This window comes from Phenylobacterium sp., assembly GCF_044372605.1.
Lineage (GTDB): Bacteria > Pseudomonadota > Alphaproteobacteria > Caulobacterales > Caulobacteraceae > Phenylobacterium.
On the sequence record NZ_JBILRO010000050.1, the window covers coordinates 1 to 15,879 of the forward strand.

A 15,879-nucleotide genomic window follows, 5' to 3' on the forward strand; every position below is an offset into this window, starting at 1 on the left:
CACCGGGCAGGCGTCCCGGAAGACATCCCCAATCTGGCATACTTCCGACAGACAAGGGGGCGCTGCAGCATCCTGAACGTAGCCGATCAGGCGTTGAGCGATGCCGTACGGGTCCGCCAGAACATACGAGGCGGGAATTCGGACAACTCGCATGCCTTGACGTCGAAGATATCCGTCCCGGCGTGCGTCGCGTTGTGGTCGATCCTCGAGGTGATGGGCCTCTCCGTCGATCTCAAAGCAAATTCGGCGAGATGGGCAGTAGAAATCGAGCACGTAGGGACCGACAGGATGCTGGCGGCGGAACACGGGCTTCCCGGGCTCCCGGCCCCGGAGATGACGCCAAAGCAGGACTTCTGGCAGCGACATTGATTTCCGCAAGCTGCGGGCGCGTTTTGTCGCGTTGCTGGTGACTCTCATGCTGTGTCAGCGCCCCCTCCACCACTTCGTGGTCCCCCTCCCCCATGAATGGGGGAGGTTCCTTTCTTCTGCTCACATCAATCCCAGCGCCTTGAAGCTGGCTACGCCGTCGCGGCCGGCCACCAGATGATCGTGGATGGAGATGCGCAGCGGCCGTGCGGCGTCGACGATCTGGCGGGTCATGTCGACGTCGGCGGATGAGGGGGTCGGGTCGCCGGACGGGTGGTTGTGCACCAGGATCACCGCGCTGGCTGATAGTTCGAGCGCCCGGCGCACCACTTCACGCGGATAGACCGGCGCGTGATCGACCGTGCCGCGGTTCATGATCTCGTCGGCGATGAGCTGGTTTTTCTTGTCGAGAAAGAGGACGCGAAACTGTTCGCGCGCTTCATGGGCCAGGGCCGTCTTCACATAGGCCAGCAAGGCGGCCCAGGATGAGATCACCGGTCGGCGGGAGATCTGCTCGCGAGCCGTGCGCAGGCCGGCCTCATGCAGGAGTTTGAGGTCGAGTGCGACGGCCTCGCCGACGCCGGCGACCGTGCGCATGTCCTCCGCCGTCGCACCCAGTACCGCGCCCAGCGATCCGAACCGGGCGAGAAGTTGCTTGGCCAACGGCTTTACATCACCGCGCGGGACGGACCGGAACAGCAGGAGTTCCAACACCTCATAGTCGGGCAGGGCGGGAAGGCCGCCAGCCATCGCCCGCTCCCGCAATCGCTCGCGATGACCCGCATAGTGAGGGCGTGGCGGTGTTGCGGACCGCGCCTGCCACAGGTCGGGCTGGGGCGCGGTGTCTTCGACGGAGAACGGGCGGCTCATTTCGATAATGTTCCGTAAGTGTTCTCGCTTGGCAAGCCTGAAGCCGGTATCCCAGATCGGAAAGCCAGACCACCGGTCGCGCGACGGTCTAGCCGCCGGCGACCGCAATGGCGTTATCGTCAGAGTCCCGGTCGATCTGTTTGTTGTAGGGGTCTACGCCAGCGTAGGTCGGTTTCCTGTCGACCGTAAACCGTATGGTCTGGGCGCCTGTTCGAAGGCCAACCTTCTGGAAGGCCAGCACGTTCTTCGATGAGAAGCCCGCCGTCCCTGGCTCTGCTGTAAAGACTCCGACATCGAAAACCTCGCTGTCCGGAATAGCGACTGGGGTCTCCTTGCCGCGACCGTCTGCATAGGTCTTCTTCGCCTCAACAGTCAGAACGACGTCGTAGCGACCGTCTGGACGTTTTTTGACAGCGGTCGAGCGGGTTTTCAGATCGTAGAGCGTGATCTTTTCGAAGAGGTCGGTGATCAGTTGCTGGTGCTCAAGTCCCGCCTCGGCGCGAAGTGCGTCGACAAGGTCCTGGGACCTCGGATAGGGCGCGCCCTTGAAGGCGTACTGGGCGATCACGCGACGCAGGGCCGCATTGATCCTGACCTCTCCGATGCGATCACGCAGCAGGTACATGACCAGAGAACCCTTGTTGTAATGAATGTAGCCCTGGTTTTCGACGCGGATCAGCGGCAGCTCCTCGAGCAATTCACCGCCGCGACTGCGCAGGTATTCATCTAGTTCCCGCTTCAGGAACTTGCGGATGCCTTCGGGCCCGAAAGTCTTTTCCATCACGATCAGCGCCGAGTACTGGGCCAGGGTCTCGGAAAGTGCGGTCCCGCCCTGCATGTCGGCGCCGACTACCTGGTGAGCCCACCATTGGTGCGCCAGCTCGTGAGCTGTTACGTAAGTGACGTAGTCGATCTTGTCAGGTTTCGTGTTGTCCGCGATGAAACCGATACCCTCGGAATAGGGCATGGTGTTGGCGAAGGCCTGGGCGAACTGAGCGTAGTCGGGGAACTCCAGGATCCGCGCCTGCCGGAACTGATAGGGGCTGAAGTTGGTCTGGTAGTAGTCCAGACCGGTCTTGAGGGATTTGATCATCCGCTCGACGTTCCACGGGTGCTGGGCGTCGTAGTAGATGGCGAGTTCGACGCCCTTGTAGGTCTCGCGCTTGATGGCGTAGCGAGCTGATTGCACCGAGAAGAAGTTCAGCACCGGCGCGTCGGTGCGATAGCGAATGGTGCGCCGGCCATTGGCCGTGACGTCAGAGATCCTGTAGCCGGGAGCTACCGGCGTCTGGTCGGCGACCGTCGTGATGGTGATATCGGCATTCACCCAGTCGGCATTGCCGACGTAGTTGCGCGCCTGAGCTGACCGATCCTCCAGCTTGGGGGTACGAAGCTCGGGCGGCAGGCCGTATTTGCGGCGCTTGGCGCGATCCTGCAACAGACCCTCGCGTTGCATGCCGACAATTGGGGCGAATTCCATGTTGTCGACAAAGGTCCCGTTGTCGACGAGGCGCGTCGTATTGCCGGAGTTCTTGAAGCCGCGCTGACCCATCAGGGTCTGGAACGAGAGGGCCGAGGTCTCGCCAGGCAGCAACGGCTTGTCGAAGGTGAAGATCCGATAGTTGTACGGGTCGAAGGTCTGCACGCGGCTCGCGCCGTTCACGTTCATCTGGAGCGCTTTGGTGTCGCGATCCAGGCGCACGTGGAGTTGGCGTATGGGAGCCTGGGTGTCATTGACCAGCTGATAGACACCCTCAGTCGTCATCCGTGGCTCATGCGGATGCAGGTCGATGGTGAGGGTGACGTCGGTGATCGAGGGCTGCGGCAGGGACTCGTACTTCAGGAAGGCCTTTTCGTAGTCAGCCTGCCATTCGTCGCCCTCGAGGGCAGTCCGGTACGTGTTCAGGACATTGGTGTTGTAGAAGATATTCGCGCCAAGGCCGACAAAGGCGATCAGGGCCAGGCCGCCCACCAATCCTGCCGGGCCAGCAAGCCGCCTGGGCAGGCGCGCCAAACGCGGCGCCAGACGGATTTCTGCTCCCCGTCGCCAAAGTAGATGGGACAGGACCAGCAGCACCACGGCGAAGGCCGTCCAATAGGCGCGGAACCAAGCCGCAAAGACTGCGTAGTCGCCTTGGCCGTTCATGTCCGACAGCGGCGCGGCAGGCGTGCCGGCGTAGATATAGAGGTTATGCTCGAAGCCGATGCGACCCAGCGACAGAGTGGCGATCAGGTAGAGCAGCATCAGGCCCCAGCCCACAAACTTGTGGGGTGAGATCGTCTGTAGAAACACAGCCAGGATCGCAATCAGCGCCCAGTCAATGGCGTTGGGAACGATATACCAGAAGAGGTATTTTTCGGGCTGGATCGCCGTGAAGCCCATGCCCAGCTGGACTGCTGCGCCGGTCAGGGCGCTGACGAGCAGCATGCTGAACAGGACGAGGATGATGGCCAGGGCCTTGGGGACCACGAACGCCCAGTCGGGCACGGCCGTTGCATCGATGATCTCGTGCGTGCGCCGCTCGCGTTCACGCCAGACCAGATCGCCGGCGTAGTAGACCGCGACGATCATCACCATAAGCGTGAAGGCGACGTTGAGCGTACCGATCACCCAGCGGGTTACGGGATAGAGGGCCGCGCCATTCTGTTCCGCGCCGAGGATCAATCCGCCCAAGCTGTTGAACAGGCCGAGCACAAGGAGCACCAGAAAGGCCGGGCTCTTGAACACCTGCGCCATGTCGAAGCGCGTGCGCTGCGTCAGTTGAGCCCAGGCCGTCGCCGGACCAAACCGCGGGCGGGCGAGAGGCTTGGGGACGAAGGCCGTCGCCATGTCAGCTTCGGTGTTCCCCCGCGCGCTGGCGCCGGTTCGCGCCTCGAAGCGGAACAGGCCATGAGCCAGCGCCAGGGCCGCGACGCCGACGGTTGTCCAGATCAAACGGTTGATCAACAGGGCACCTTCGATGGGCGGCGTCAGGGTATTGGCGTCTGCGGCGGTGAAATAGCGGGTCGCCAGACTCCAGGCCGCCAGACCCAGCGGCTCAATCAGGGCGCCCAGCTCGCGCCGCTCTGGATCGCCCATGGCGACGTTGATGAGCAGGTACGCAATTAGAAACCCGGCGACGCCAAGATAGGTCGCCATCATGGAGCGGGTGACCGTCGCCAGGGTGAAAAACAGCGCCGATGTCACAAACAGGCTGGGCAAGGCCAGCCAGAGATAGGCGAAGGCATAGGCGCCCAGGCGGTTCGGACCCACGGTTTCCGGGTCCATCCACGGCGCAAATGAGCCCACGAGTATCCCCAGCGGCACGACCAGAAAGGCCAGGGCTAAAGCCGCGAACGCGCCGGAGAACCGACCGAACAGATAGTCGAACTTGCGGATCCGGGTGGACCGGATGATAGGGCCGAACCCGGTTTCCTCGTCACGCACGATGACGTTGGCGACGAAGGCGGTGGATACGAACATGAAGAACAGCGACATGATCAGCGTGGTCTGACCGATGGCGCTGGGCGAGTTCTTCAGGATGTTGCCGCCGGACCCGATCTGGATCTGATCGATGGTGACCGACCCGAACACCAGCAGGAAAAAGATCAGCGAGGCGATCCAGAAGATCGGCTGGCGAAGCTGATAGCGCAGCTCGAAGGCTGCGATCTTGCCGAACATGACGCGTCCTTCCGGCTTCAGGCGGCGCGCCGCGAGGCGGAAAGGGTGGAAAAGTAGACATCCTCCAGCCCGCCCTGCACGGGCTCAAATTCTGCGTCGGGGCAGGTGTCGGCCAGGACATGGATGATCAATCGACCGGCCGCCAGGCGGCTGGCAATGACATCATGGCGTGCGCGGTGGGCGTCCAGTTCCGCGCGGTCGATGATCTTGCGCCAGACCCGTCCGCTCAGTCGCTCGACAAGATCGGCCGGCGCGCCTTCCACCAGAATCCGGCCTGCAGCCAGGACCGCCATGCTCGGACAAAGATCGGAGACATCCTCGACGATGTGGGTCGAGAGAATCACCACCACGTTCTCGCCGATCTCGGCCAGGAGGTTGAGGAAGCGGTTGCGTTCCTCCGGATCGAGGCCGGCGGTCGGCTCATCCACGATGATCAGCGAGGGGCGCCCGATCAGGGCCTGAGCGATTCCAAAGCGCTGGCGCATGCCGCCAGAGAAACCGGCCACCGCTTTCTTGCGGACGTCCCAGAGGTTCACCTGGTGCAAAAGTGTCTCGACGGTGTCCTTGCGCTCGCCGCGGCTGGCGATACCCTTGAGCACCGCCAGGTGATCCAGCAGATCCAGGGCTGATACACGGGGATAGACGCCGAAATCCTGCGGCAGGTAGCCCAGGGTCCGGCGAAGCATTTCTGGCTCCGCGATTACGTCGATATCATCGAACCGTATGGCTCCGGAGGTGGGCGTCTGCAGAGTCGCCAGGGTGCGCATCAGGGTCGACTTGCCAGCGCCATTGGGGCCTAGCAGACCAAACATGCCCTTGGGAAGCTCTAGGTCGACGCCGTCCAGCGCACGGGTTCCGTTCGGATAGACGTGGGTCAATCCCTTGATCGAGAGCATGAATATCTGGCCTGCGGTACTTGTTCGTCGCAAAAGCTGACGAACGTGCCGGGTGGTTTCAAGTTAGAAAATTGTAACGAACTGGCGGCGCGCCGTTTCCAGTGATCCGCCGTCAGATCAGGTCGAGCGGGACCTTCGCCACGTCACCGCCGCGCCAGGCCTTGCGCGCCTGGGCGGTGTAGTCACGGGCAGCGCCCTTTCGACCCTGTCCAGCTTCCGCCTCCGCGAGAACCCGCAGGGCCAGCGCGTCGCGCGGCCACTCGGCCAGGCTGGCGTGGGCGGCGCGTTCGGCTTCGGCAAAGCGGCCGGCCTTGAGCTGGGCGGCGGCCAGGCTGCGGCGAACCGGATACCACCAGGGCGGCGGATCGAAGTTCTTCGGCACCGGGAAGGCCTTTTCCTGGGCGATGGCGGTACGGGCGAAGATCACGGCCGCCTGGCTGGCCTCGCCACGCAGCATCGCGGCGCGGCCACTCAGCACGCCTGCGGCCACCTCCGCGATCGGCAGGTTTGCGGCCTCGCTGGCCTGGCTGGCCTCGCCGCGAACCTGGGCGGGCCGACCTGGCGAATCGACGCCCGCGCCCGGCAGTTTCGCGGTCTCTGCCCGCAGGACCTCAATTGCCTCGGCTTCGCGCAGCACCGCCGCCGCGTCGCCCTTGGCGGCGAAGGCTTCGCCGCGGGCATAGTGGAAGTAGATCTTCTGCAGACGGGTATCAGAGGGCGCGCTGGTCAGCGCCAAAGCCCGCTCCGGGGCAAAACGACCCACCGCCACAAGGCTGCGGGCGGAGGCGGTGGCATAGCGGCTCGTCGCGACATCGGGGAAGCCCCCACGGGCGTGCTCGGCGTACTTGAGCGAAAGCGCCCGGTCTCCGGCCATCATCGCCCCACTCAGTCCGAACAGATAGTTGTGGAGATAGTAGAACTTGCCGGGCGCGTTACCGAGGTTCGACAGGGCGGAGCCGGTTTCAGCGTCGACCCGCATGGCGGCGGCGTTGGCGCGGGCGACCTCCGGGTAGAGGCCTACCCGCATCATGGTGTGGGTGCCCATATGCACCAGGTGACCGGCGCTGGGAGCCAGACTACCGAGGCGCTTGGCATAGGGCAGGGCCAGCGGTGCGTGGCCGGCGAACTCTGTCGCATGAATGTAGTAGTGGATGGCCGCCGTCTCATCCGGTTTGCGGGCAAGCACTGCCTCGAGGATTTCCTGCGCTCGCGCCAGGCCGGAATAGTCGTCCTGCCGGGCCGGAATGATCAGGGCGTGCGCCGTCATGGTGGCGATCGCGTCGTCGTCGGGATAGCGCCGCGCGATGGCGTCCATCGCCTTGCCGAAGGCCTGCTCGCGGCCCTCCGGGGGCGCCACGGGCTGGTAGCGAAGCTGCAGGGCGGCGACCAGGGCGGCTGTGCGCTCATCGCCAGGCTTCACGACCCTGGCTGCACGGTCAGCGACGGCCAGGGCGGCGGCGGTCTGCTCCGGCGTGACGGCGTAGTTGAGCGTCGAGCCCAGCGACAGCGACTCGGCCCAGACGCAGAGCGCGCAGCCCGGGTCCAGTTCGGCGGCCTTGGCCAGCGCCTGCTTGGTCTCGGCGTGTAGAAAGCCGTGGTAGGTGTTGATGCCGTAGCTGAACCAGGCCTGGGCCTCGGGGTTGGTGGTGTCGGCCTTGAATTCACTGGTGCCGACGCCCTCGCGAATTCTGCCGTTGGCCGCCACCGCGGCCTCGATAGCGCTCTCGGCGCCGCAGATCGCGTTGATGCCGATGTCGACCGGATTGGCGCCGAGACCCGTGGGGGAGGCCAGAACCATGGCGGCGCCCAGCGCGAATGCGAATTTCATGGGTGGCTCCTCCGGTCCGGGAGACAACATCGCGCGGTCGGCACCATGCCGCAAGCGTCAGGCGCCGAGAATCGCCGGTTTGAACTGACCAGTGGGCGACAGGGTGAACACTTCGATCCCCGTCTCGGTGACGCCGCAGGAGTGCTCGCACTGGGCCGACAGCGATTTGTCGCGGGTGACCGCCGTCCAGCCGTCGGCCAGCAGCTTCACCGGATGCTTGCCGAGGTTCACCATCGGCTCGATGGTGAAGAACATACCAGGCTGCAGCAGCTCGCCCGTGCCCTTCTGGCCAAAGTGCAGGATGTTCGGCGCGTCGTGGAACACCCGGCCCAGGCCGTGACCGCAGAAGTCGCGCACGACGGAGCAGCGCATGCTCTCCACATAAGACTGGATGGCATGGCCAATGTCGCCGGTACGCGCGCCGGGCTTCACCGCGTCCAGCCCGCGCTGCAGGGCCTCATAGGTGACGTCAACCAGGCGTTTGGCGCGCGGCGCCACGGGGCCAACGCCATACATCCGCGACGTGTCGCCGTGCCAGCCGTCGACGATGACGGTGACGTCGATGTTGACGATATCGCCCTCGCGCAGCACCCGCTCGCCGGGAATGCCGTGACAGACGATATGGTTGGGGCTGATGCAGACCGTCTTGGTGTAGCCGCGATAGCCCAGGCAGGCCGGGATCGCGCCGTGATCCAGGATGAATTCGCGGGCCAGATCGTCCAGCTTCTCGGTGACGACGCCCGGAACAACGTAAGGCGCCAGCATGTCCAGGCACTCGGCACCCAGGCGGCCGGCCTTTCGCATGCCTTCGAACCCGGCGGCGTCATGCAGTTTGATCTGGCCAGTCCGGTATTCGCCGTCGAGGGTGTCGGTCATGGGGTGCTCCGAGGCCCTATGTCGCGCTGTTGAGGCGAAAATTCAACCAGGGCGACCGATCAGGATTTCGAGGTTTATTGATAAATTCGAGTATTTCGACTATTCATAGTTTTTCAAACGAGGCTCCTATGCCCAGTGTCTCCATCTCGTCGGGCGAATTCCTTAAAGCCTATGGGCGGATCGTGGAGACGGCGCTGGTTGAACCGGTGTCGATCACCACGCATGGCCGCGAGCGGCTGGTGCTGCTGTCGGCCACTGAATACCGACGCCTCAAAGCGCAGGATAAGGTCGCGCTCTACCCTTGGGAACTCAGTGACAGCGACCTTCGCGCCCTGGAACTATCCGAACCCCCTGCGTCTGCGGCAGAATTCGACCACGAGACCGGGATCAAATAGGCTGTGGCGCTTCCGTTGCCGGAGCCCGGTCTTGTCATCGGCTATGCCTACCTCTGGCGACATGAGGCGCTCCGTGGACATCAGGAAGGCCGCAAGGATCGACCCTGCGTGATCGTTCTGTCCGTGCAGGACGTTGGTGGAATGACCGTCGTCACAGTTGCGCCGATCACCCACGCTCCGCCTGACCATCCGGATATGGCGGTCGAAATTCCCGCCGACACCAAACGTCGCCTTGGGCTGGATGGGGCGCGGTCATGGATCATCGCCGGAGACCTGAACCGCTTCGTCTGGCCGGGTGTTGATCTTCGCCCGGCGGGACGCACGAGCGATGACTACGCCTACGGCATGCTGCCCATGTCCCTCTATCGCCAGGTCCGTGACCGGGTTCTGGCGCTTGCCAGGGTGGGCCGTGCGGGCGTTACCGGTCGAGACGGATAGGCGGTAGCAGGTTTACGCCTGTCCAGGGCACGGACTGGGCAATACGCACGGCGTCGGGCATAATCTCGCAGGCCCGGGCCAGCACCTCCACCCACGCCGCCGCAGCTTCGGTCAGCCCGCGCGCAGAGGCCGGATCCAGGTCGTGACACGCCGCGAACGCGTCGCAGTCGGTGCGCTGGATCACGAACAGCATCACCGCGCGCTCTCCCGCCTCGACCATCGCGGTCAATTCCCTCAGGTGTTTGAGCGACCGTGCCGCCACGCAGTCCGGGAATTCGGCCAGGGTTTCGGTGCAGCGCAGGTGACAGTTCTTGAAGTCGGCCCAACGCGAACAGCTAGAGCAGCCGACCCAGTGCCGCTGCACTTCCCCAGATTGCGACTTGAATGCCTGGAAGTACCGCGAAGAACCAGCGGAGCCGTGCCACCACGTCACCAGCATTCTCACCGATGGGGATTCCGGCCCACCAAAGTCCTGCAAACAAGCACGCGACAGGTAGAAGGGCAGTCGTGCCCATTACGATAAGTCCGGGACCAATGACGTCGAGTGGATGCTCCGAATAGAAGCAGCTCGTCGCCATCTGCCATGTGGCACCCACATACGCGCCGAGAACAATTAGGACGGCGAGGTTCCGCGAGAGGTCCACAAGCGTCTCGCGCCACGGGATAGCGGCGGGCAAATGAATTGCAAGGGCTGTGGCGACAAGGATCGAGGCTGCAATGGGCAGGCCTACCATCGCCGCCAACCCTCCGTAAGTCGCAAAGGCTTCGCGCCTCTCGGTCTCGGCGGTGATTAGTCGGCGTCTCACGGCTTCAGCGCACCCAAGGCATTCGGCGCGCGATGTTCACGCCTGAGGGACTAACATCGCAGCCGTACACGAGCACCTCAACCCCAGTTTCGGCTGCTTGCGTGAGGCCCTGAGCGAAGGCAGGGTCGAGTTCATGGCATGCGGCAAAGCCGTCGCAATCCATTCGTTGAACGACGAAGAGAACAACAGCCCGGTCACCCTCAGCGACCATCGCCTCTAGTTCGCGAAGGTGCTTAAGGGATCGCGCCGCGACGCAATCCGGGAATTCCGCCAGGCCCGGCGATCTCATGAGATGGCAGTTTTTCACCTCTAGCCACACGCGGTGATCGGGCTTTAGGTCACGTTGCGATTGTGTATTGTAGTTCTTGACCTCAAGCCAGCACGGCGCCCGGTCCGGCGCCTCCAGCAGGAAGTCTACCCGGGAGTTGGCCCCATATCGCACCTCGCGCCGGTGGGCGGCGTAGCCGGTCAGTTCAGGGATCGCGTCAGCCGCCAGCGCTTCGGCGACGAGGCGGTTGGGGTGCATGGTGTTGATCCCCACCAGTCCGCCGTCGGCCTCGACCAGCTCCAGGGTGTGGGCGAGTTTGCGCTTGGGGTCGTCGGACCGCGACACCCAGGCCGGCAGCCCCGGCGTGTTCAGGCCCAGCATCGCGCCGGGGTTGGGGCAGTGGGCGGTGATCTCGTCGCCATCGTCCAGCACAACATCGGCGAAGAAGCGCTTGTAGCGGCTGACCAGCACGCCGCGCTTCAACGGGGACGGAAAATCCATCGGGCTCAGCACTCCGGCGCACAAACTTGGCCCGAGGCTGTAGCGCCCTGCTGCAAAGTCAAAAACCCCCAATCCGGTTCTGCCCGGATCAGGGGTTTTCAGCTTCGGTCGATTGCGAAAGGGGGGGACGTCTCGCGATCGGGCTCTCCGAACCTATTTCTTTTCTGTCGTGGTGGTCGTGCTCGACGTCGAGCCCGGCTCGCCGGTCATGGCGTCAGGGGCCGTAGTGGTCGTGGATTCCGTTGTCGTTGTGCTGGGTTCTGCGGGCGGCGTCGAGACTGTGACCTCCGGCGGCGTGACCGTGACTTCGGTCGGCGCGGCGGCCGGCGCGGGCGCTTCGGTCTTTTGCGTACAGGCCGACAGGCTTGCGGCGACAACGGCGGCGGCGAGAATGGCGCTGAATTTCATGTGGGTACCCCGGAGGCTGATCCTCAGAGGAATGAACCCGGCAGACTGAATTTGGTTGCAGCTGTTGGATCGTCGCTGACCCACCGCTACAAGCATCCATCATTTGAGGATACGGAATGAGCGAAACCGCTGATGACCGCGTCACCGCCGCTGTGCTGGTGATCGGCGATGAAATCCTGTCAGGGCGAACCCAGGATACCAATACGCGTGACATCGCCCGCTATCTCGGCGTCATCGGGGTGGACCTGGCCGAGACCCGCACCGTGCCGGATGTCATGCAGGAGATCGTCGATGCGCTGAACGCGCTCCGGTCCCGCTACGACTATGTGATCACCACGGGCGGCATCGGCCCGACGCATGACGATATCACCGCTGACGCTGTAGCGCTGGCGTTCGGGGTGGAGCTCTACGAGCATCCCGACATCATCGCCATGATGGCGGCGCGATGGGGCGGCGAGGTGAATGGCGCGCGTCGCCGGATGGCGCGGATCCCGGTGGGTGGAGATCTGGTCAAGAACCCGGCGCAGGGGCCGCCCGGCTTCACGATCGGCAATGTCTTCACCCTCGCCGGCGTGCCCCAGATCATGCGCGGCATGCTGGAAGACGTGGGTCCCCGGATGCGGGGCGGGCGGCCGACCGTGTCGCGCACCGTTCGGGTAGAAGGCTCCGGGGAAGGCGTGATCGCCGCCCCCCTGGAAGCCGTCGCCAAGGCGCATCCAGACATGTCGCTGGGCAGCTATCCCTTCTATGGCGCCGACGGCTACGGCTCGAACCTGGTGCTGCGCAGTCGGGACGCCGATCAGCTGGGTGACGTCGTTGTCGAGCTCATTGCCGCGCTGAAGAGCGCTGGTATCGAGAATGTCGTCGAGGTTGTCGCCGCCTGAGCCACATCAGAGGCGCTTGACCGACGTAGGGGCGCCCGCAACAAGTCGTTCCCAAACAAGGGGAGGCTTTCCAAGATGGCGTTCAATCCATTCGACCTGACCGGCAAGGTGGGTCTGATCACCGGTGGCAATGGCGGCATTGGCCTGGGCATGGCCGAGGGGCTGGCCGCTGCAGGCGCGAAGGTTGCCGTCTGGGGCCAGAATCCGGAAAAGAACGCCAAGGCGGAAGAGACGCTCAAGGCCTATGGCGTCGACGTGCTGGTGCAGAAGGTGGATGTGGCTGACGAGGCGGCTGTAGTGGCCGCCGTGGCCGAGGTGTTGGCAAAGTTTGGTCGCATCGATTTCTGCGCCGCCAATGCGGGCCTGGGCGGCGGGGCGCCGTTCGAGGAAATGACCACCGAGAAGTGGCGGCGCGTCACCACGGTGAACCTGGACGCGGTGTTCTGGACATTCCGTGAGGCCGCCAAACACATGGTCGAGCGGGCGCGAGCGGGTGATCCCGGCGGTTCGCTGCTGGTCACATCGTCGACGTCTGCGATCCACGGCGCGCCGCGGAACCAGGCCTATGCCGCGACCAAGGGCGCGGTGCTGTCGATGGTGCGCGGGCTGGCGGTGGAGTATGCCCGCCACGGCATTCGCGCCAATTCGGTGCTGCCCGGCTGGATCCGCTCGGACATGACGGCTGCGGCCCAGAAGTGGGACAAGTTCAACGACCAGGTGATCGGCCGTGTGCCGATGCGCCGTTGGGGCGAGCCAGAGGATTTCTCGGGCCTGGCGGTCTATCTGGCCTCCGACGCCTCGAAGTTCCACACGGGCGACAGCTTCGTGATCGACGGCGGCTATACCATCTATTGAAGGACCTCTCATGAGCGATCCCTATGCGCGCTACGAACGGCTGAAGTTCGAGCGGCCGTCGCCCGGTGTGCTGCGCATCATCATGAGCAACCCGGGCAAGCTCAACGCCACCGACGCGGTGATGCATCGCGAACTGGCCGAGGTCTGGCGTGACGTGGACGCCGACCCGGAAACCCGCTGCGCCATCCTGACCGGGGCGGGAGACACGTTCTCCGCCGGCGGGGATTTCGACATGATCCAGGGGATTGTCGATGACTTCGAGGTGCGCGTGCGATCGATGCGCGAAGCCCGTGACATCGTCATGAACATCATCGACTGCCAGACCCCGGTGGTCAGCGCCATGCGCGGGGTGGCGGTGGGCGCGGGGCTGGTCTGTGGCCTGCTGGCGGACGTCTCCATCGCGACGCCGGACGCCCGGATCATTGATGGCCATACCCGCCTTGGGGTGGCGGCGGGCGACCACGCTGCGATCATCTGGCCGCTGCTCTGCGGCATGGCCAAGGCCAAGTACTATCTGCTTACCTGTGATCCCTTGAGTGGTCAGGAAGCCGAGCGGATCGGGCTCATTTCACTCTGTGTTCCGGATGAGGAGCTGGACGCCAGGGCGCTGGCTGTTGCGATAAAGCTGGCCAACGGTGCGCCACGCGCCATCGCCTGGACCAAGCACGCGCTGAACCACTGGCTGCGTTCGGCAGGGCCGGCGTTTGACGCCTCACTCGCCCTGGAGTTTCTGGGATTCACAGGCCCGGAGGCAGCCGAGGGGCTGGCGTCGCATCGGGAGAAGCGCAAGCCGAAGTTCGTCTGAGATTCAGCGGTTGCGTCGGGCGGCCTTTATCTCGGCACTGTTGAGATACCCATCGCGATTGGTGTCCAGCTCTCCAAAACGAACCTCGGCGCGCGCGGCCAGTTCCTCAGGCGACAGGGCGCCATCGCCGGACGCGTCGTTGGACTTGAAGACCTTCTCCACCGCCCCTTTGACGCCGGGAAGGCGCGTGAAACCCGGCAGCTCGGCGACGGTCACCCGGCCATCCCGGTTCTTGTCGAACTTCATGGACTCGGAGACGAGACCCGTCCGGTACTCGACGCGAGAGGTGCGTCCGTCCTTGTCGGCATCGAACCCGGCGATGTTTGCGGGCTGGGCCAGGGCTGGCGCGATCGCGCCTGTCATGGCGAGCAGCGCGCTGATCCCGGCAACTCTGAAAAAGGTCGGCATCCGGCGGATCCATAACGATTTGAAGCTGATGACATGTGCAGCAAGCCCCGCCGGGTCAAGACCCCGAGGCCCTAGTCTGTAAACACAACTGTCTTTCGACCGTTCAGCAGCACCCTGTCCTCCAGATGCCAGCGCACGGCGCGCGCCAGTACCCGGCGCTCGATGTCGCGACCCTTTCGGATCAGGTCGGCCGGGGCATCCCGGTGGCTGATGCGCTCGACGTCCTGCTCGATGATAGGGCCCTCGTCGAGGTCGGCGGTGACGTAGTGGGCCGTCGCGCCGATCACCTTTACGCCGCGCGCGTGGGCCTGATGGTAGGGCCGCGCGCCCTTGAAGCCGGGCAGGAACGAGTGGTGGATGTTGATGCAGCGCCCCGCCAGTCTTGCCGACAGGTCGTTGGACAGCACCTGCATGTAGCGGGCGAGGATGACCAGTTCGGTTCCGGTTTCCTGAACCAGGGCCCATAGCGCGGCTTCCTGCTCGGGCCGGGTTTCCGCCGTTACGGGCAGGTGGCGAAAGGTGACGCCCTGGAGATCGGTGTGGGGGAAGGTCTCGGCCGGGTGGTTCGACACCACACAGGCCAGGTCCATCGGAATTTCTCCCTGACGCCAGCGCCAGATCAGGTCGGACAGGCAGTGGTCGGTCTGGGAGGCCAGGATCATCACGCGGCGCCGCTCCCTGCGTCCCCGGAGGGTCCAGGTCATGGCGTGGTCCTCAGCGACCGGGCGCAGGGCTTCGCGCCAATCCTCCGGCCTGGTACGGCCCGGGTCGAAGACCACTCGCATGAAGAACCGACCGGTTTCCTGGTCGTCGTACTGCTGAGCGTCCAGAATGTTGGCGCCGCCGTCGAAGAGGCAGGTTGAGACCTGGGCGACGATGCCGGGTCGGTCTGGGCAGGACAGGGTGAGGATCATCCGCGATCTTATGCCTCACGCCTTCAACGCTGCCGAGACCCTACAGCGATGTCAGGTTCCAGCTGCCGCTGGCATCGCGGCAGGCGTTGAACTGTTCGCGCACGGTGGGCTGGCCGCGCTCATTGATCGTCTGTTCGACGCGTCGGCAGTCGCCGCTGACCTGTCCGCCTGAAGCCTGCACGACCGAACGGGCCACGTAGCCCTGGATCAGGCCATCTTCCTCGACCGCCAGCCAGCCGACGGCCACCGTGCCGCTGGAAACGAAGGTCTCGCCCACCCGCAATCGATCCAGTACCGGGGCGTCGGCCCTGGGTGCCGCGCGGACGTTGACCCGAGACGAGACTGAGTACGTGCCGCTCTGGCTTGAGACGCGCGATGCCGGGGTTACTCCTTCGGCAAAGCGCCAGCGGCCGGAGGCGGCGCTGGTCTGTGGCGCACTGTTAACCCGCTCCAGAACCTCGATCCGCCCGCTGGCGCCGGATTGGGGGTCAGACCAGGTCTGCGTCCTGCCGGTGTCGAGCGCTCTCTGGAACGCCTGCTGGGCGTCCTGCTGGGTCTTGCGGTCCATGCGGCAGCCGATGCTATTGCCGATCACGGCGCCCAGACCCGCGCCGATCGCGGCGCCAAGCACGCGATTATCCTTGCTGATCTGGCTGCCGGCCAGCGCGCCGACCAGGCCGCCGACCACGGCAGCCTTGGT

Annotated in this window: 17 protein-coding genes; 5 read left to right on the top strand and 12 right to left on the bottom strand. The window is 64.6% G+C overall.

Annotation, left to right across the window (positions count from 1 at the left end):
• From ACIQ42_RS06515 to map, 6 genes are all read right to left on the bottom strand, one after another.
• The coding region (locus tag ACIQ42_RS06515) for an endonuclease domain-containing protein (RefSeq protein WP_397421400.1) at nt 1-417 on the bottom strand (417 nt) is incomplete at its 3' end.
• A gap of 72 nt (nt 418-489) precedes the next feature.
• Entirely contained in the window at nt 490-1,236 is a 747-nt protein-coding gene (gene radC, locus ACIQ42_RS06520; protein WP_397421401.1) for a DNA repair protein RadC, read from the bottom strand.
• Nucleotides 1,237-1,324: 88 nt separating this feature from the next.
• Nucleotides 1,325-4,897, bottom strand: a complete 3,573-nt coding sequence (locus ACIQ42_RS06525; RefSeq protein WP_397421402.1) for a M1 family aminopeptidase — start codon at nt 4,895-4,897, stop codon at nt 1,325-1,327.
• A gap of 17 nt (nt 4,898-4,914) precedes the next feature.
• Entirely contained in the window at nt 4,915-5,793 is an 879-nt protein-coding gene (locus ACIQ42_RS06530) for an ABC transporter ATP-binding protein (RefSeq protein ID WP_397421403.1), read from the bottom strand.
• Between the two features lie 112 nt (nt 5,794-5,905).
• A complete protein-coding gene (locus ACIQ42_RS06535; RefSeq protein WP_397421404.1) occupies nt 5,906-7,621 on the bottom strand; it encodes a hypothetical protein in 1,716 nt (571 codons plus the stop codon).
• A 57-nt stretch (nt 7,622-7,678) separates the two neighbouring features.
• On the bottom strand, nt 7,679-8,497 hold the full coding sequence (map, locus tag ACIQ42_RS06540) for a type I methionyl aminopeptidase (protein WP_397421405.1): 819 nt from the start codon (nt 8,495-8,497) through the stop codon (nt 7,679-7,681).
• 128 nt (nt 8,498-8,625) lie between these two features.
• Between map and ACIQ42_RS06545 the strand changes: the two genes are divergently transcribed.
• On the top strand, nt 8,626-8,892 hold the full coding sequence (locus ACIQ42_RS06545) for a hypothetical protein (RefSeq protein WP_397421406.1): 267 nt from the start codon (nt 8,626-8,628) through the stop codon (nt 8,890-8,892).
• Between the two features lie 3 nt (nt 8,893-8,895).
• Complete coding sequence (locus ACIQ42_RS06550) at nt 8,896-9,330, top strand: type II toxin-antitoxin system PemK/MazF family toxin (protein WP_397421407.1); 435 nt, start codon at nt 8,896-8,898, stop codon at nt 9,328-9,330.
• Here ACIQ42_RS06550 and ACIQ42_RS06555 read toward each other — a convergent pair.
• From ACIQ42_RS06555 to ACIQ42_RS06565, 3 genes are all read right to left on the bottom strand, one after another.
• Entirely contained in the window at nt 9,311-9,694 is a 384-nt protein-coding gene (locus tag ACIQ42_RS06555; protein WP_397421408.1) for a DNA/RNA nuclease SfsA, read from the bottom strand. The genes ACIQ42_RS06550 and ACIQ42_RS06555 overlap by 20 nt on opposite strands.
• A gap of 446 nt (nt 9,695-10,140) precedes the next feature.
• A complete protein-coding gene (gene sfsA, locus ACIQ42_RS06560) occupies nt 10,141-10,905 on the bottom strand; it encodes a DNA/RNA nuclease SfsA (protein WP_397421409.1) in 765 nt (254 codons plus the stop codon).
• Between the two features lie 153 nt (nt 10,906-11,058).
• The gene (locus tag ACIQ42_RS06565; RefSeq protein WP_397421410.1) at nt 11,059-11,313 is read right to left on the bottom strand and encodes a hypothetical protein; all 255 of its coding nucleotides are present in this window, start codon (nt 11,311-11,313) and stop codon (nt 11,059-11,061) included.
• 116 nt (nt 11,314-11,429) lie between these two features.
• On the opposite strand from ACIQ42_RS06565, the gene ACIQ42_RS06570 reads away from it, so the two are divergent.
• From ACIQ42_RS06570 to ACIQ42_RS06580, 3 genes are all read left to right on the top strand, one after another.
• On the top strand, nt 11,430-12,197 hold the full coding sequence (locus ACIQ42_RS06570) for a competence/damage-inducible protein A (protein ID WP_397421411.1): 768 nt from the start codon (nt 11,430-11,432) through the stop codon (nt 12,195-12,197).
• Between the two features lie 75 nt (nt 12,198-12,272).
• A complete protein-coding gene (locus tag ACIQ42_RS06575; protein ID WP_397421412.1) occupies nt 12,273-13,052 on the top strand; it encodes an SDR family NAD(P)-dependent oxidoreductase in 780 nt (259 codons plus the stop codon).
• Nucleotides 13,053-13,062: 10 nt separating this feature from the next.
• Nucleotides 13,063-13,857 carry an enoyl-CoA hydratase/isomerase family protein gene (locus ACIQ42_RS06580; protein WP_397421413.1) on the top strand — a complete coding sequence of 265 codons (795 nt, stop codon included), beginning with the start codon at nt 13,063-13,065 and terminating at the stop codon, nt 13,855-13,857.
• A 3-nt stretch (nt 13,858-13,860) separates the two neighbouring features.
• Here the strand turns inward: ACIQ42_RS06580 and ACIQ42_RS06585 are convergent, their stop codons facing one another.
• The 3 genes from ACIQ42_RS06585 to ACIQ42_RS06595 form a co-directional block, all read right to left on the bottom strand.
• Nucleotides 13,861-14,265, bottom strand: coding sequence for an EF-hand domain-containing protein (locus ACIQ42_RS06585; RefSeq protein WP_397421414.1), 405 nt, complete (start codon nt 14,263-14,265; stop codon nt 13,861-13,863).
• Between the two features lie 71 nt (nt 14,266-14,336).
• The gene (gene purU, locus ACIQ42_RS06590; protein WP_397421415.1) at nt 14,337-15,179 is read right to left on the bottom strand and encodes a formyltetrahydrofolate deformylase; all 843 of its coding nucleotides are present in this window, start codon (nt 15,177-15,179) and stop codon (nt 14,337-14,339) included.
• Nucleotides 15,180-15,219: 40 nt separating this feature from the next.
• A partial coding sequence (locus tag ACIQ42_RS06595; protein WP_397421416.1) for an SH3 domain-containing protein occupies nt 15,220-15,879 on the bottom strand: 660 nt, incomplete at its 5' end.

Excerpts from the sequence above, each read along its gene's own strand:
- radC (WP_397421401.1), bottom strand. The coding sequence starts at position 1,236 with ATGAGCCGCCCGTTCTCCGTCGAAGACACCGCGCCCCAGCCCGACCTG.
- ACIQ42_RS06525 (WP_397421402.1), bottom strand. The coding sequence starts at position 4,897 with ATGTTCGGCAAGATCGCAGCCTTCGAGCTGCGCTATCAGCTTCGCCAG.
- ACIQ42_RS06530 (WP_397421403.1), bottom strand. The coding sequence starts at position 5,793 with ATGCTCTCGATCAAGGGATTGACCCACGTCTATCCGAACGGAACCCGT.
- ACIQ42_RS06535 (WP_397421404.1), bottom strand. The coding sequence starts at position 7,621 with ATGAAATTCGCATTCGCGCTGGGCGCCGCCATGGTTCTGGCCTCCCCC.
- map (WP_397421405.1), bottom strand. The coding sequence starts at position 8,497 with ATGACCGACACCCTCGACGGCGAATACCGGACTGGCCAGATCAAACTG.
- ACIQ42_RS06545 (WP_397421406.1), top strand. The coding sequence starts at position 8,626 with ATGCCCAGTGTCTCCATCTCGTCGGGCGAATTCCTTAAAGCCTATGGG.
- sfsA (WP_397421409.1), bottom strand. The coding sequence starts at position 10,905 with ATGGATTTTCCGTCCCCGTTGAAGCGCGGCGTGCTGGTCAGCCGCTAC.
- ACIQ42_RS06565 (WP_397421410.1), bottom strand. The coding sequence starts at position 11,313 with ATGAAATTCAGCGCCATTCTCGCCGCCGCCGTTGTCGCCGCAAGCCTG.
- ACIQ42_RS06570 (WP_397421411.1), top strand. The coding sequence starts at position 11,430 with ATGAGCGAAACCGCTGATGACCGCGTCACCGCCGCTGTGCTGGTGATC.
- ACIQ42_RS06575 (WP_397421412.1), top strand. The coding sequence starts at position 12,273 with ATGGCGTTCAATCCATTCGACCTGACCGGCAAGGTGGGTCTGATCACC.
- ACIQ42_RS06580 (WP_397421413.1), top strand. The coding sequence starts at position 13,063 with ATGAGCGATCCCTATGCGCGCTACGAACGGCTGAAGTTCGAGCGGCCG.
- ACIQ42_RS06585 (WP_397421414.1), bottom strand. The coding sequence starts at position 14,265 with ATGCCGACCTTTTTCAGAGTTGCCGGGATCAGCGCGCTGCTCGCCATG.
- purU (WP_397421415.1), bottom strand. The coding sequence starts at position 15,179 with ATGATCCTCACCCTGTCCTGCCCAGACCGACCCGGCATCGTCGCCCAG.